A 16,408-nucleotide genomic window follows, 5' to 3' on the forward strand; every position below is an offset into this window, starting at 1 on the left:
GATATCCTACAAACAAAGGCGGAAATAAGCACAATTTCTCTCACCGCCAGTTGTTCCAGTTTTCCTTAAAGCCCCTCCAACTCCGCCATCAAATCACTCAACCGATCGACCTTCTCGGCGCTGATTTCATTCACCGCCAAACCCTCGATGTACTCGGCCAACTCCGCCACCGTGCTGCACTCGAACATCGCCCGCAGTGGCACATCGCGTTGCAGGGTTTTCTGCACGCGGGAGGCAATCTGTGTGGCCAGCAACGAATGCCCGCCCAGCTCGAAGAAGTTGTCCTGTACGCCCACCCTGTCGACTTTCAGTACCTCGGCCCAGATAGCCGCCAACGTCGTTTCCAGTTCGTTGCGCGGCGCCAGGTAGTCCTGGCTGTGCGACTGGCCGATCTCCAGCGACGGCAGGGCCTTGCGGTCGAGTTTGCCGTTGGCGTTCAGCGGCAGGCGCTCGAGCCATAACCAGTGCAGTGGCACCATGTATTCCGGCAGCTCTGCGCGCAGGCGTTGCTTGATGCGGTCCAGGCGCTCGCTCGGGTTGAGGCGTTCATCCGCCGCCACCAGGTAACCCACCAAGTGCTTGCCGTTGACGCCCTCTTGTACACCCACCGCGGCGTCACGCACCTGCGGCTGTTCATGCAGGCGCGCTTCGATTTCACCCAGCTCGATGCGATAGCCGCGAATCTTCACCTGGTGGTCGATACGCCCCACATATTCCAACACGCCATCGCTGCGCCGACGTGCCAGGTCGCCGGTGCGGTAGAGACGCTCGCCGGGTGCGCCAAACGGGTTGGGCACAAACACCTGCGCCGTGCGCAACGGATCGCTGACGTAACCACGGCCCACACCAGTCCCCGCCACACACAGCTCGCCAACCGCGCCCTGGGGCACCAACGCCAGTGCGCCATCGAGCACATACAACCGGTTGTTGTCGGTCGGGGTGCCAATCGGCAAATAAGTGCCTTGGGTTGACGCCAGATCGACGCGGAAGAACGCCACGTCATCCGAACATTCCGCCGGGCCATAAGCGTTGACCAGGCCAATGTCTGGATACCGCAGCAACCACTGATGCGCCAGCTCCGGCGGCATCGCTTCGCCCGTCGGCAGCATCCAGCGCAGGCCGTCCAGGCTCATGCGTTCCTGGGCGAGCATGCCCTGGATCAGGGACGGCACGCTTTCCAGCACAGTAATGCCCTGGGCCTGCACATGCGCCAGCAAACCTTGCGGATCATGGGCAAGGGTGTTCGGCACAATATCCACCCGCGCGCCAAACAGCGGCGCAGCGAGGAATTGCCACACGGAAATATCGAAACTTTGCGACGCAGTTTGGGCGATTACATCCGCCGGGCTCAGGTCCAGATAAGGCACTTTGCTCAACTGGTTATTCAGCATGCCGCGCTGTTCGACCATCACGCCTTTGGGCAGGCCGGTGGAGCCCGAGGTGTAGATCACGTAGGCGAGGTTGTCCGGGCCGCTGTAGACACCTGGATTTTCCCCACGGCCCGGCACTTCCTCCCAGACCAACAGTTGGCAGTCGGTACCTTCCAGCAATTCAATCGCCTGCTCGCGACACGCCTCGGTGCACACCAGCAACGGCGTGCGGCTCAAGTCGATAATCCGGCTCAGGCGCTGGCTTGGCAGGCCTGGGTCCAGCGGCAGATAACCGGCGCCGGCCTTGAAGCTGCCGATGATCATGCCCAGCAAGTCGAGGTTGCGCTCGGCCAGCAATGCCACCGGCTGGTCCAGGCCAACGCCTGCTGCGATCAGCGCGTGACCCAAACCGTTGCTGCGCCGATTCAATTCGTCGTAACTCCATTGCTGGTCGAGGCAGCTGGCGGCGATGCGCTGGGGATGCTCGGCCACCTGCGCCTCGAACAGCTCGACATAGCTGCGCTCCAACGGGTAGACGTGCTCGCTCTGGTTGCAGCCGTCGAGCAGGAATTCACGTTCCTGCGCGCCAATCAACGGCAGGTCGGCCATGTCGCCATGGAAACCCTGCACCAGCGCCAGCAGCAGGCGCTTGAACTCGCCGAGCATGCCCTGCACGGTGCTTTCGTCGAAGTAACGCTGGTCGTAGGACAGGTGCAAACCGAGGTCATCGCCCGGGTAGCACACCGCGGTCAACGGGAAATTGGTGTGGGTGCGGCCGGAATCCGAGGTGGCGTTCAGGCTTTGCGCGTGGTCCAGCACCGAGACCTCCACCGGCGCGTTCTCGAACACGAACAGGCTGTCGAACAGCGGTTGTCCCTTGGGCAATTCGCTGTGTTCCTGAATGGTCACCAGCGGCAGGTACTCGTACTCGCGCAGCTGCATGTTGCTGTCAAGCAAGCCGCTCAACCACTGGCGCACGCTGCAGCGCTGACCGTCTTCAGGCAGTTTCACCCGCAGCGCGATGCTGTTGATGAACAGGCCGACAGTGCGTTGCATCTCGGGCATGTCCACCGGGCGCCCGGCCACGGTAACGCCGAACAACACGTCACGCTCGCCGCTCAAGCGACGCAGCACCAACGCCCATGCCGCCTGGGCGAAGGTGTTGACGGTCAGTTGATGGGCCTGCGCCAGTTCACGCAGTTGCGCACCGTCGCGTGCCTCAAGGCGGGTGTAGCAGTCGCCCACCACCATGCCGCCGCTATGGCCCGCATGTTCACGCAGGAACGGCCGGTCGCTCGGGATCGGTGTGGTGCGCTCGAAACCTTGCAGGTTGTGCTGCCACCACTGGCGTGCTTCGGCGAGGTTCTGGCGTTGCAGCCAGGCAATGTAATCGCGGTAGCGCGGCGGTGTGGCCAACTGTGCTTCGCGGCCTTCGCCCAGGGCCATGTAGATCTCAAAGAAGTCATTCATCAACAGCGAACGGCACCAGGCATCGATGAGGATGTGGTGGTTGCTCATCATGAACCAGTAGCGCGCTTCACCGACGCGGATCAGGCGCAGGTGAAACGGCGCCTGGTTAAGCAGATCGAAACCGGCTTCACGCTCGGCCTTGAGCAAGGCTTGCAGGCGGGGTTCCTGTTCACTTTCCGGTTCGGCGCTCCAGTCCAGGTACTCGATCGGCGTGCTGCCCGGCTTGTGGATCACTTGCAGCATGTCTTCGCCGACGTTCCAGCAGAACGACGCGCGCAAGGCTTCGTGACGGGCGATCACCGCCTGCCAGGCTTGGGCAAACCGCTGCGGGTCGAGCGCGCTGTTGATGCGGTAGCGGTCCTGCATGTAGTAGAGGCCCGTGCCCGGTTCCAGCAAAGTGTGCAGCAGCAGGCCTTCCTGCATCGGCGTCAGCGGGTACACGTCTTCGATGGCGCTGGCCGGCACCGGCAGGCTGTCGAGTTGTGGCTGGGTCAGGTGCGCCAGCGGGAAGTCCGACGGCGTGAGGCCGCCGGCAGCGTCGCTCAGGCAATGCGCGATCAGGCTTTGCAGTTCGCCCAGGTAGGCCTCGGCCAGTTCGCGGATGGTCTGTTGATCGTGGCGCTCGCGGCTGAAGGTCCAGCGCAGCACCAGTTCGCCGCCGTACACCTGGCTGTCGACGCTCAGCTCATTGGGCAACGGCGCCTGCGGGTCATGCGCCAGGCCGGCTGGCTCATCCAGCGGGTGGAACAGCGCATCGGCGCCGAAGCTCTGGTCGAACTGGCCGAGGTAGTTGAAGGTGATGTCGGCGCTTGGCAGTGCGGCCATGGTCTGCTTGCACAGATCGTCCGCCAGGTAACGCAGCACGCCATAGCCCAAACCTTTGTGCGGCACGCCGCGCAGTTGCTCTTTGATCGCCTTGATCGACGCGCCCTGCTCAACTTGCGGGGTCAAGCGCAATGGGTAAGCGCTGGTAAACCAGCCGACGCTGCGGGTCAGGTCGATGTCATCAAACAAGGTTTCACGGCCATGGCCTTCCAGCTGGACCAGCGCTGAATCGTGACCACTCCAGCGGCACAGCACACGGGCCAACGCCGTCAGCAGCAGGTCGTTGACCTGAGTGCGATAGGCGCTTGGCGCCTGTTGCAGCAACTGGCGGGTGTGTTGCGCGTCCAGGCGCACGCTGACTGTGTCGGCATCCCGAGTGAGCAGCGAACCGTGTGGGCGATCCACCGGCAATACCGCCGCAGCACCGGCCAACCGGTCTTGCCAAAGGCTCAACTCTTCACGCAGGGATTCACTGCTCGCATAGGCCTGCAAACGCGCAGCCCAATCACGCAAGGCGCTGGTCTTGGCCGGCAGGCTGACCGATTGGCCGTCGCTCAGTTGGCGGTAGACCGTTTGCATGTCCTCAAGCAATACGCGCCACGACACGCCATCCACCACCAGGTGATGAATCGCGATCAGCAGGCGTTGCTGACCCTGCGGGCCATCCACCAGCAAGGCGCGCAGCAGCGGACCGTGTTCGAGGTCGAGGCTGCGTTGGGTATCGGTGAACAGCGCGGTGCACTGCGCCATATCGCGCACTTGCGCCTGCATCAGCACGCCGCCGTGCGGCACGGCCAAGTGCTCGGCGTGCCATTGGGCGTCGCGCGGCGTAAAGCTCAGGCGCAGGGCGTCGTGGTGTTCCAGCACGGCCAGCAGCGCTTGCTCCAGGCGATGAGGGTCGAGCAGTTGCAGCGGTTTGAGCAGCAACGCCTGGTTCCAGTGCTGACGATTCGGAATCGCCGTATCGAAGAACCAATGCTGGATCGGCGTCAGGCCCGAGCTGCCCGTCAGCACCCCTTGTTCGGCGCTGACCCGCTCGGACCGCGTGGCCACGGCCGCCAGGGTTTGCACGGTTTGATGCTGGAACAGGTCGCGCGGGCTGAAGTGAATCCCGGCCTGCCGCGCACGGCTGACCACCTGGATCGACAGAATCGAGTCGCCGCCCAGTTCAAAGAAATTATCGTCCATGCCGACCTGCTGCACGTTCAATACGGCGCACCAGATCGCGGCCAGGGTGTGCTCCAGTTCGTTGCGTGGCGCCACGTAGTCTTGGCGGTTCGCCTCCGGGTCCGGTTGCGGCAAGGCGCGGCGGTCGAGCTTGCCGTTGGCGGTCAGCGGCATGCTGTCCAGCACGATCAGGTGCGCAGGCACCATGTAGTCCGGCAGTTGCGCCTTAAGGTGTGCCTTGAGCGCGTCGCGCAGTGTGCCGTGGTCGGCGTCGCTGACCAGATAAGCCACCAACTGTTTGCCACTCGGCGAATCCAGCGCCAGCACCACCGCCTCACGCACCGCTGGGTGTTCCAGCAGGCGGGTTTCGATTTCACCCAGTTCAATGCGGAAACCGCGAATTTTCACCTGATGGTCGATACGGCCCAGGTACTCCACCAGGCCATCGGCGCGTTGGCGGACCAGGTCGCCGGTGCGGTACAAACGCCCGCCATTGGTAGCAAACGGGTCGGCGACAAAACGCTCTGCGGTCATGCCCGGGCGCTGGTGGTAACCCTGGGCCAGACCGGCCCCGCCGACATACAACTCGCCGGTCGCACCTTGCGGCACCAGCGCCAGGTCGGCGTCGAGAATGTAGGCCACGCGGTCGCCAATGATGCTGCCGATCGGCACGCTGCCAGCGCCCTCCTCCACGTGCTCGGGCGCCAGACTGGCCAGCGGCATGACCACGGTTTCAGTCGGGCCGTAGGCGTTGAAAAACACCTCGGGCTGAAACGCTGCGCGGATACGCTGCAAGTGTTCGCCGGTCAGCGCCTCACCGCCGGTGATGCACATGCGCACCGGCAAGGTTTGCTGCTGAGTCGCCAGCCACTGCGCCAACTGGCTGCCATAGCTTGGGGTGAAGCCGAGGATATTGATGCGATGGGTGCGAATCAGCGCGCAGATTTCTTCGGCATCCCACTGGCCCTGGGCGCGCAACACCACCTGCGCGCCGCTGAGCAGCGGCACCAGCAAACGCTCGGTGGCGGCGTCGAAATTGATCGAATAAAAGTGCAGTTCGCAATCGTCCGCACGCATGCCAAAGCGCTTGATCACCGCCTGGCAATGCATGGCGATTTCACCGTGGGACACCACCACGCCTTTGGGCTTGCCGGTGGAACCTGAGGTGTAGATCAAGTACGCCTGATGTTGCGGCAAGCTGATAAAGGGCAGCTCGTCGGCCGGGTAATTGGCGAGCATCGGCAGGTCATCTTCCAGGCACCAGCACGCCACCGTCGCCGGCAGTTCACCGAGGGCTTCGAACAGTGCCGCGTCACTGAGCAGCAGGCCTATGCCGCTGTCTTCGATCATGTAGTGCAAGCGGTCCAGCGGGTATTCCGGGTCGAGCGGCACATAGGCGCCACCGGCCTTGAGAATCGCCAACAAGCCAATCACCATTTCCAGAGAACGCGGCAACGCCAGGCCGACGCGCACCTGTGGGCCCACGCCGCGCTCGCGCAGCATCCACGCCAGGCGGTTGGCGCGGTCGTCCAGTTCGCGGTAGGTAAGGGTTTCACCGGCAAAGGTCAGTGCCGGCGCATCGGCACGCTTGCTCGCCTGCTGACTGAACAACTGATGAATGCACTGATCGAGGCGATGCTCGCCCGCTTCCATACCGAGGCTGTCCTGCAACGCGCGCTGCTCGACGGCGGTCAGCAACGGCAATTCGCTGAGGCGCTGCTGCGGGTTGGCGATCAGTGCCTCCAGCAAGTTGCGCCAATGCTCAGCCATGCGCGCAATACGCGGTTCGTCGAACAGGTCGGTGCTGTAGGTCAGGCAGCAACCCAGGCGGTGGTCGAGGTCGGTGACTTCCAGGTTGAGGTCGAACTTGGTCGCACGCGCGTCGTTGGCCAGGTACTCGACGGTCATGCCAGCCAGTTGGCGGCTCTGCTGAAATTCCCAGCGCTGCACGTTGCACATCACCTGGAACAGCGGGTTGTAGGCCGCGCTGCGTGGGGGTTGCAGGGCTTCCACCAAATGATCGAACGGCAGGTCCTGATGGGACTGGCCTTCAATCACGGTGTGGCGCACCTGCTCGAACAACTCGCCCACCTTCATCTGCCCAGTGAGCTGGCAACGCAGCACCTGGGTGTTGAGGAATGCGCCGATCAGGCCCTCGCTTTCAGGGCGAATGCGGTTGGCCACCGGCGCGCCGATGCGCAGGTCGGTCTGGCCGCTGTAGCGGTAGAGCAACACGGCCAGGGTGGCGGTCATGGTCATGAACAGGGTCAGGCCGCGTTCGGCATTGAAGGCGCGCACGCGGGCGGCCAGTTCATCGCTCAGGTCAAAGCGGTACAGCTCGCCCTGATGGCTTTGCACCGGCGGACGCGGGCGGTCGCCGGGCAGTTCGAGCAGTGGATGCTCATGCCCAAGCTGCCCGATCCAGTAGTCGAGTTGGCGCTGACGCTCGCCGGACTCCAGCCATTGGCGCTGCCACACGCTGTAGTCGAGGTACTGCACCGGCAACGGCGCCAGCGGCGAATCGCGCTCGTCGATAAAAGCCTCGTACAGCGCGCTGAGTTCACGCGCGAAGATGTCCATCGCCCAGCCTTCGGTGACGATGTGGTGCAGGGTCAGCACCAGGTAGTGTTCCTGCTCGCCGGCCTTGACCAGGCACGCGCGCAGCAATGGCCCGGTTTCCAGGTTGAAAGGTGTATGGGCTTCGTGGTCGGCCAGTTGTTGCAGGCGCAGCTGACGCTCGGCTTCAGTGAGCGCCGAGAAATCCTGCCAGTCCATGCGCAGTCCGGTTTGCGGCGCGACCTTTTGCTGGGCCACGCCGTCGAGGCTCGGGAAGGTGGTGCGCAGGGTTTCGTGACGCATGATCAAGGCTTGCAACGCTGCCTCAAAACGCCCCACGTCCAGCACGCCACGCAGGCGCGCCATGCCGCCGACGTTATAGGCCGGGCTGTCCGGCTCCATCTGCCAGAGGAACCACATGCGCTGCTGGGAATAGGACAGCGGCACCGGCGCGCTGCGGTCGACCTTGGCGATAGCGGTTTGCTGGTTGCGCTGGCCCGAGGCCTGGATCAGCTCGACTTGCTCGGCAAACGCGCCCAGCTCGCTGGCTTCGAACAAGGTGCGCAGCGGCAGCTCGACGTCGCAGGCCTGGCGGGTGCGCGAGATGATTTGCGTGGCCAGCAACGAGTGGCCACCGAGGGCGAAGAAGTCGTCGCCCAGGCCAATGCGAGGCAGGCCGAGGACTTCGCGCCAGATCGCGGCAATCTGCTGCTGCAACGGAGTTTGGGGTTCGATGTGTTCACGGGTTTGCCACACCGGCGCCGGCAAGGCACGGCGGTCCAGTTTGCCGCTGGGGCTCAGCGGCATCGCCTCCAGACGCAGCAGTTGCGCGGGCACCATGTATTCCGGCAGCTCGGCGGCCAGGGCGCTTTTTACCTGCTGCTCGTCCAGCGCGGTGCTGGCGGTGTAGTAGCCGATCAGTTGCTGGTCACGCACCAGCACCACGGCTTGGGCGATGCCGTCCATGGCCAACAGGCGTGCTTCGATTTCTTCCGGTTCCACGCGAAAGCCACGCAGTTTGACCTGCTGATCGAGCCGGCCGAGGTAGTCGAGTACGCCGTCAGCGCTCCAGCGCACACGGTCACCGGTGCGGTACAGGCGTGTGCCCGCCTCGCCCAAGGGGTCGGCGACGAAACGTTCGGCGGTCAGCCCGGCGCGGCCGAGGTAACCGCGCGCCAGGCCGATGCCGCCGATGCACAATTCGCCCGGCACACCGGCCGGCAATGGGTTGAGGTGTTCGTCCAGCACGCGACAGATCACATTGCCCAGCGGCCGGCCAATCGGCGAGCGCTCGCCGTCTTCGGCCTGGCACTGCCAGTGGGTGACGTTGATCGCGGTTTCCGTCGGGCCATAACGGTTGTGCAATTGCACCGCCGGCAACTGTGCCAAGACGCGGTTGCGCAGTTCGGCGGGCAAGGCTTCACCGCCGGAGAACAGGCGGCGCAGGCTGGTGCATTCGGCCACCCGCGGCTCATCGATAAACAGCTGCAACAGCGGCGGCACAAAGTGCAGGGTGGTTACGCCGTGTTCCTGCACCAACTGCGCAATGCGGTGCGGGTCGCGATGCTCGCCGGGGCCTGCCAGCACCAGGCGGCAACCGGTGATCAATGGCCAGAAGCACTCCCACACCGACACGTCGAAACTGATCGGTGCTTTTTGCATCAGCACATCGGTGTCGTTGAGTTGATACGTGGCTTGCATCCACTGCAAACGCTCGGCCAGCGCCGCATGGGTATTGCCCACGCCCTTGGGCTGGCCGGTGGAGCCGGAGGTGTAAATCACGTAGGCGAGGTTGTCGCCATGCAGGTGCAAACCCGGTGCTTGGGTCGGCCAGCTGTCGAGGTGCAGGCTGTCCATGGCGATCACGCACACGCCTTCGGGTGCCGGTAGCAGATCGAGCAGTGAGGTTTGGGTCAACAGCAGGTGCACCCCGCTGTCCTGGAGCATGTAGGCCAGGCGGTCGGCGGGGTAATCCGGGTCGAGCGGCACATAGGCGCCACCGGCCTTGATGATCGCCAGCAAGCCGATCAACAGTTGCGGCGAGCGTTCGGCGGCGATGGCCACGCACACATCCGGGCCAACGCCCTTGTCACGCAGGTAATGGGCCAGGCGGTTGGCCTGGGTGTGCAGTTGGGCGAAGGTCAGGTTGCCGTCCTGCCAGACCAGCGCGGTGTTGTCCGCGGTGTGTTGGCTGAGCAGCTCGGGCAGCCACTGCTGCGCCGGCGTGCACGGCGCTTCACTCCACGGCTGTTGTTCGTCGGCGTGCATCAACGGCAAGTCGCCGATGGCCTGTTGCGGTTGCTCGCACACGGCGTGTAGCAAGTTGATGAAGTGCTCGGCGAGACGCTGAATGGTTGCGCTGTCGAACAATTCGTCGGCGTAGTCGAACGACAGGCTCAGGCGCCCGTTGCGGTCTTCTTCGCTGTGCAGTTGCAGGTCGAACTTGGCCTCGCGGCTGTGCCACGGCAACTCATCGGCGAGCATGCCCGGCAGGCGGCGCAAGGCACTCAGGTCGCGTTGCTGGTGGTTGAACATGACCTGGAACAGGCCCTGTTCGCGGGCGTGCGGGAAGGCTTCCAGCAGTTGCTCGAACGGCAGGTCCTGATGCGCCTGGGCGCCCAACGCAGCCTGACGGGTGGCCGCCAACAATTGATCGAACGGCAGACGGCCATCCAGCTCGGCGCGCAGCACCAGGGTGTTGATGAAGAAGCCGATCAGGCCTTGGGTTTCCTGGCGCGGGCGGTTGGCATTCGGCACGCCGATGCGGATATCGCGCTGGCCGCTGTAGCGGTAGAGCAGGCTTTGGAACGCCGCCAGCAGCAGCATGAACGGGGTGGCTTGGTTGTCTTGGGCGGTCTTGCGAATCGCTGCACTGAGGCCGGCCTCCAGGCGCACGCTATGGCGCGACGCGCTGTGGCGTTGTTGCGCCGAGCGCGGATGGTCGGTGGCCAGGCTCAGGCTCGGATGTTCCTCGCCCAGCTGGGTTTTCCAGTACGCCAGTTGCCGCTGGCCTTCGCCTTCGGCCAGCCATTGGCGCTGCCAACTGCCGTAGTCGGCGTATTGCAGGGCCAGTGGCGGCAACGCCAGGGGCTGGCCTTGCGTCGCGGCGGCATACAGGCGCGAGAATTCGTCGATGAGGATATTCAGCGACCAACCGTCGGCAATGATGTGGTGCAGCGTCACCAGCAATTGGTGGTCTTCATCGTCCAGGCGCACCAGGGTCACCCACAGCAGCGGGCCTTTTTCCAGGTCGAACTGGGTGCGCGCTTCGTCTTCGCGGATCTGCTGCGCGCGTGCCTCACGCTCGGCGCCCGGCAGGTCGCTGAGGTCGATAATTTGCAGGTCGAATTCGGCGCTTGCCTGCACACGCTGGAAGGCCTGGCCGTCGCGCTCGTAGAAGCGCGTGCGCAGGGCTTCGTGACGCTCGATCAAGTGCTGGAAGCTGGCGCGCACCGCGTCTTCGTCCAACTCGCCGCGCAAACGCAAGGCGCCGGGGATGGTGTAGGCGCTGCTCTGCGGGTCAAGTTGCCAGGTGATCCACAGGCGGTTTTGCGCCAGCGATTGCGGCAGGTCGTCCTGGCGCGACAAGGCATGAATCGCGCCTTGAGCAACGCCGCCGTCCTGCTGCAATTGCGCAACGCTTGCGGCAAAGCTCGCCAGGGTCGGCGCTTCGAACAGCATGCGCAGGTTCAGCTCCAGCCCCAGGGTTTCGCGCAGGCGGGCGACCACTTGGGTGGCGGTGATGGAGTTACCGCCGAGCAGGAAAAAGTGGTCATCGGCCGCAACGGTTGCGACCTGCAACTGCTCGCACCAGATGGCGGCGATCTGGTTTTGCAGATCGGATTCCAACGCCGCATCGCTCGCTTGCGCTTGCAGGTCGGGGAACTGCGCGTAGCTGTCGAGGCTGCCATCGGCGTGGCGAAGGGCACAGGCCGAGCGCTGCACCTTACCGCTGGAGGTCTTCGGCAAGGCGCCGGGGTTGAGCAGCACCACCACGCTCGGGGCTTCTTGATACGCCTCGGCCACGGCTTGGCGGATGGCTTTGATCAGCGCCTCGGGCGGCAGGATTTTCTGCACGCTGCGGCTGATTTCGGCGGCGATGCCGATGCCTTCCAGGCCCTGGTCATTCACTGCAAAAGCGGCAACGCGGCCCTTGCGCACCACTTCCACTTCGCGCTCGATGGTTTGTTCGATGTCCTGGGGATACAGGTTATGGCCGCGCACGATCAGCAGGTCTTTCAGGCGACCGGTGATGTACACCTGGCCCTCGCGGATAAAACCCAGGTCGCCGGTGCGCAGCCAGGTGCGGCCGGCGTGCTGTACAAACGTCTTGGCCGACGCTTGCGGGTTGCGCCAGTAGCCGTGGGCGATGCTCGGGCCGCTGGCCCACAGTTCGCCGACGTGGTTATCCGGCAGTTCGCTCAGCGTGTGCGGGTCGGCGATCAACACCGCGTGCTCCGGCTGGCTGGTGCCGCAACTCATGATCGCGTTGCCCTGCCCCGGTTCGGCGCGGTTGGCGGCCAACGCCTGTTCATCCAGGCGCAAGGCCGGGATGCCGTGGCCGCGGGTGCCGCCAGCGACGAACAGGGTCGCCTCGGCCAGGCCGTAGGAGGCGAAGAAATTGTTCGGGGTGAAGCCACACGTCGCAAACTTCTCGGCGAAGCGCTCCAGGGTGTCGAGGCGGATCGGTTCAGAGCCCGAATAGGCCACGCGCCAGGTGCTCAAGTCGAGGCGCTCCAGGGCTGATTCGCTGACCCGCTCGCTGCACAGGCGGTAGGCGAAGTCCGGCCCACCGCTGATGGTGCCGCGGTATTCACTGATCGCCTCCAGCCAGCGCAGCGGCCGGCCAAGGAAGTACGCCGGCGACATCAATACGCACGGCACACCGCTGAAGATCGGTTGCAGCAGGCCGCCGATCAGGCCCATGTCGTGGTACAGCGGCAGCCAGCTGACGATCACGTCATCCGGGTTGAGGTCGATGCCAAAACCACGGCGGATCAGCACTTCGTTGGCCACCAGGTTGCCGTGGCTGACTTGCACGCCTTTGGGCAATGCGGTGGAGCCGGAGGTGTATTGCAGGAAGGCGATGTCGTCGGCGTGCAGTTCGGGTTCGACCCAGCGCTCGGCGAGCTGTGCATCCAGGGTGTCGACGCTCAGCACCGGGGGTGCGTTTTCGATCTGCGCCAGGCCGTCGCCGAGACTGGCAATCGTCAGCAGCAAGCGCGGTTCGGCGTCACTGATGATCGACAGCAGGCGCTCCTGATGATGCCGGCGCGTGGACTCTGGCGGATACGCCGGCACTGCGATGACCCCGGCGTACAGGCAGCCAAAGAACGCCGCGACGTAGTCCGGGCCGCTGGGGAACAACAGCACCGCGCGCTCGCCCAACGCCGCATTGGCCTGCAAGGCGGCGGCGATGGCGCGGGCGCGCAGGTCCAGGTCACGGTAGCTGAGCACAACGTTTTGCTCGGCAGAGTCGGCGAGGAAGCGCAGCGCCACCTGGTCTGGGGTCTGTGCGGCGCGACGTTGAAGGGACTGGACCAGAGTGCGGGGAAGTTCGAAGGCGTCCATCATGGGGTTCCTGCCTGAAATCGGCTTACGGGAAAATCGAGAAATAGAGAGCGTTCAGACGGCGGCCAGCTGCCGCGCCGCGTCACTGCGCCAGCGTGCGAGGTGCTCGTCGGCGTAGCGCCGCAGGCAACGCAGCACGGCGCTTTCGTGCTGCACGAGAAAGAAGTGGTGGCCGTCGAACATGTCCAGGGAAAAGCCGCTGGCGGCGTCGGCCTGCCAGTCAAGCAACTGGTCGGCGCGCACGCTGTCTTGCTTGCCGCCAAACACGTGGATCGGCATGCCCAGCGGTTCGCGCTGGCCGTAGGTGAAGCTGCCGCAGAGCAGGAAGTCGGCGCGCAGGATCGGCAGCATCAACTGCATCAATTCGGGGTTGGCCAGGGCCTCTTCGGCGGTGCCCTGCAATTCGCGCAGGCGGGCGATCAGTTGTTGGTCAGTCTTTTCAATGGCGTAGTCGCTCACATCACGACGCGCCGGGCCGGCGGTGCCAGAGGCAAACAACGCCAGCGGCTCAGGCGCACCGCGCTCGCGCAGGGCGTGGGCCAATTCGAAGGCGAGCAGGCCGCCGAGGCTGTGGCCGAACAGGGCATACGGGCCGTTCAGGTCGCGGCTGATTTCATCCGCCAGCTGCGCTGCCAAGGCCTTGATGTCGCGCTGCAACGGCTCATCCATGCGCATGCCGCGCCCCGGCAATTCCAGTGGGCACACTTGCAACCAATCCGGCAGAGCCCGACGCCAACGCGCATAGACCATGGCGCTGGCCCCCGAATAGGGCAGGCAAAACAGGCGCAGTCGCGTGGCGGCACTCATCGGCTGAGCGCTCTCATCAGGCTGAGGGCGCCCGATAGGCTAAAGGCTCCAAACTGAAACACGCTGTATGCACCGTACAAACCCATGTCGTCCTCCTGCGGGCGCTGATCCTTGGCCGTTTGTTAACGGACCTGTCACCCATGAGAACGGACGGTGCCGGCAAATAATTAGTCTGCGGGCAAGCGCGAGACCTGGTTCACACCTTTCAGGAAGGCATAAGATTAGTTCGTCTTCTCATTTGACAATCATTATCATTAAGCATAATTTGTTGCCCGATGTGTAGGAGGCCTCAGCACGGACGCCCTCCCCTAACCTCTTTTGCGACAAGGTGATTTCCATGACGGAACAAGTATTCACAGGCAGGTGCGACTCACCGCTTCTCCAGGCATTCGTCGACAATCGTTTGATTCTGGTGAAGATCGCGGCACGCATTACCGGCTGCCGCTCGCGCGCCGAAGACGTGGTGCAGGACGCCTACTTCCGACTGCAATCGGCGCCGACGATCACCTCATCGTTCAAGGCCCAACTGAGTTATCTGTTCCAGATCGTGCGCAACCTGGCGATCGATCACTATCGCAAGCAGGCACTGGAACTCAAATACTCCGGAACCGAAGAGGAAGGCTTGAATGTGGTCATTCACGGCGCTTCACCGGAAACCTCGCACATCAACTTCAACACCCTGGAAAACATCGCCGACGCCCTGACGCAATTGCCCCAACGCACCCGTTACGCGTTCGAGATGTATCGCCTGCACGGCGTGCCGCAAAAGGACATCGCCAAGGAACTCGGCGTCTCGCCGACCCTGGTGAACTTCATGATTCGTGATGCGCTGGTGCATTGCCGCAAAGTGTCGGGCAGCCACAGCGATACGTTTGCACGGCGAGTCTGAGTGTGGGGAAAGGGCTTGTTGTGGTGGGCAGGGTTGCTGTGGCGAGCGGGCTTGCCCCGCGTCGGGCTGCGCAGCAGCCCTGAAAACAGACACTGCGGTCTGACTGAAAACATGCGGTGGCTTTATTGGGGCCGCTTCGCAGCCCAACGCAGGGCAAGCCTGCTCGCCACAACAGGCCTGATCCGCGGTCAGTGCACCGCTGTCACATCAATGCGATACGGCTCGAAGATCTTCAACAGCTGCCCGTTATCGCGCAGGCGCTTGAGCATCTCGGCAAACGCCGCTCCGGTAATCGGTGCCTGTGGCCGCAGCAACGCGTAGTGGTGGTACACCTGGTCAATCCGCTCCGAGACCAGGAACTGCCCGGCCATGTCCGCGTTGCGCACCATGAAATCACTCAAGTACGAACGCGTGACCAGCGCAATGTCCGCACGCCCGCGCGCCACCATCAGCAAGTTGCTGTCATGGGAATAGGTCAACGTGGCGTTGAAATGCTCGGTCATGTACTTGGGGTCGGGGTTGAAGTTGGCAAAGGCGTAGTGATAACCGCTGAACACGGCCAGACGCTTGCCGTTGAGGTCGGCGAAATAACGCTGATCGCGACCGGGCTCACGCTGGGCGACGAAAATTTCCGCGTCCTCAAGCCCCATGTCCACGGCAGTGTGGTCAATGTTCTGCCAGCCCCAGTCGGGGTTTTCGAAGATCGCCATGTCGACCCGGCCTTGCTCGAAATCGCGAAAACGCCGTGGGATCGACGTCGGCACCAGTACAAACTGGTAGTCGGTTTGCGAGGCGTTCAGCGCCTCGACCAGTTGCGGCAGTAAACCGGTGTCGGCGCCTTGCTCGGGGCGTACGGTGTAGGGCGGAAAATGCGCGGCGCCGATCCTCACCAATTGCGCAGCCGAAGCCGGCATCCACCCCGCTGTGCCCAGTGCCCATAAAGTTAGTCCTGCAGCCAGCCGCCATGGCGAAAACATTGAGGCACACACCGTTTAATACTCTGATGGCGATAAGCTAGGCGTTTTTGTCAGGTGAGACAACTTTCCATCGGCAAATTAATGGCTTGCGCCTCAATCGGCCTTCAGCACCATCAGTAGGGCTTCGTCGGCCAATTGCTCCAGGGTCAGGCTGCCTTGGGCGCGGAACCACGTGGTGGTCCAGGACAACGCGCCGGTGAGGAAACGCCGGGTGATAAATACATCGCCCCTGATGTATCCGGCGGCCTTGGCCTCGCCCAGCACCTGCAACCAGATGTCTTCGTACACATCCCGCAGCGCCAGCACCTGAGCCTGGCCATCGGCCGACAGCGAACGCCATTCGTAGACCAGCACCGCCATGGCCTCGCCGCTGCCGCCCATGATCGACTGCAACTCACAGCGAATCAGCGCCAACACGCGTTCACGCACGCTGTTCGCTTCCTCAAGTGAGGCGCGCATCATCGCGGTGTTGTAGTGGATGGTTTCCTCCATCACCGCACGCAGGATCTCGTCCTTGCTCTTGAAGTGATGAAAGATGCTGCCGGACTGAATGCCCACCGCGCTGGCCAGGTCACGCACGGTGGTGCGCTCAAAGCCTTTGTTGCGAAACAGGTGAGCTGCAGTTTGCAGCAATTTGCCCCGGGCACTGTCGGGGTCGGTCAATTGGCCGGCATCGACCATGGTGCGCATCACCCTCAGGGCTTTTTGCTCATCCATGCCTCTCTCCTTCACGTGTGCTGACGTCGTGGGCGGCAATTTAGGCCGTGGCCGCCACC

General features: G+C 63.7%; 5 protein-coding genes. 1 reads left to right on the top strand and 4 read right to left on the bottom strand.

Annotated features, from left to right (window positions below):
* Positions 1-65: 65 nt before the first annotated feature.
* Both L8K08_RS07620 and L8K08_RS07625 read right to left on the bottom strand, forming a co-directional pair.
* Positions 66-12,962, bottom strand: coding sequence for a non-ribosomal peptide synthetase (locus L8K08_RS07620; protein WP_242195568.1), 12,897 nt, complete (start codon positions 12,960-12,962; stop codon positions 66-68).
* Between the two features lie 51 nt (positions 12,963-13,013).
* On the bottom strand, positions 13,014-13,766 hold the full coding sequence (locus L8K08_RS07625; RefSeq protein WP_242195571.1) for a thioesterase domain-containing protein: 753 nt from the start codon (positions 13,764-13,766) through the stop codon (positions 13,014-13,016).
* A gap of 337 nt (positions 13,767-14,103) precedes the next feature.
* Between L8K08_RS07625 and L8K08_RS07630 the strand changes: the two genes are divergently transcribed.
* Positions 14,104-14,655, top strand: coding sequence for an RNA polymerase factor sigma-70 (locus L8K08_RS07630; protein ID WP_145158825.1), 552 nt, complete (start codon positions 14,104-14,106; stop codon positions 14,653-14,655).
* 188 nt (positions 14,656-14,843) lie between these two features.
* Here the strand turns inward: L8K08_RS07630 and L8K08_RS07635 are convergent, their stop codons facing one another.
* Together L8K08_RS07635 and L8K08_RS07640 are read right to left on the bottom strand one after the other, a co-directional pair.
* The gene (locus tag L8K08_RS07635; protein ID WP_242195574.1) at positions 14,844-15,632 is read right to left on the bottom strand and encodes a transporter substrate-binding domain-containing protein; all 789 of its coding nucleotides are present in this window, start codon (positions 15,630-15,632) and stop codon (positions 14,844-14,846) included.
* A gap of 93 nt (positions 15,633-15,725) precedes the next feature.
* Positions 15,726-16,349, bottom strand: a complete 624-nt coding sequence (locus L8K08_RS07640; RefSeq protein ID WP_242195577.1) for a TetR/AcrR family transcriptional regulator — start codon at positions 16,347-16,349, stop codon at positions 15,726-15,728.
* Between the last annotated feature and the right edge of the window lie 59 nt (positions 16,350-16,408).

Origin of the sequence: Pseudomonas sp. TREG-RG-20F-10-E-6-01 (assembly GCF_022662455.1) — a bacterium.
In the GTDB taxonomy this organism is placed as follows: Bacteria; Pseudomonadota; Gammaproteobacteria; order Pseudomonadales; family Pseudomonadaceae; genus Aquipseudomonas.

What these genes read in the sequence shown, in the direction of transcription:
- L8K08_RS07635 (WP_242195574.1), bottom strand. Translation starts at nt 15,632, where the DNA reads ATGTTTTCGCCATGGCGGCTGGCTGCAGGACTAACTTTATGGGCACTG.
- L8K08_RS07640 (WP_242195577.1), bottom strand. Translation starts at nt 16,349, where the DNA reads ATGGATGAGCAAAAAGCCCTGAGGGTGATGCGCACCATGGTCGATGCC.
- L8K08_RS07620 (WP_242195568.1), bottom strand. Translation starts at nt 12,962, where the DNA reads ATGATGGACGCCTTCGAACTTCCCCGCACTCTGGTCCAGTCCCTTCAA.
- L8K08_RS07625 (WP_242195571.1), bottom strand. Translation starts at nt 13,766, where the DNA reads ATGAGTGCCGCCACGCGACTGCGCCTGTTTTGCCTGCCCTATTCGGGG.
- L8K08_RS07630 (WP_145158825.1), top strand. Translation starts at nt 14,104, where the DNA reads ATGACGGAACAAGTATTCACAGGCAGGTGCGACTCACCGCTTCTCCAG.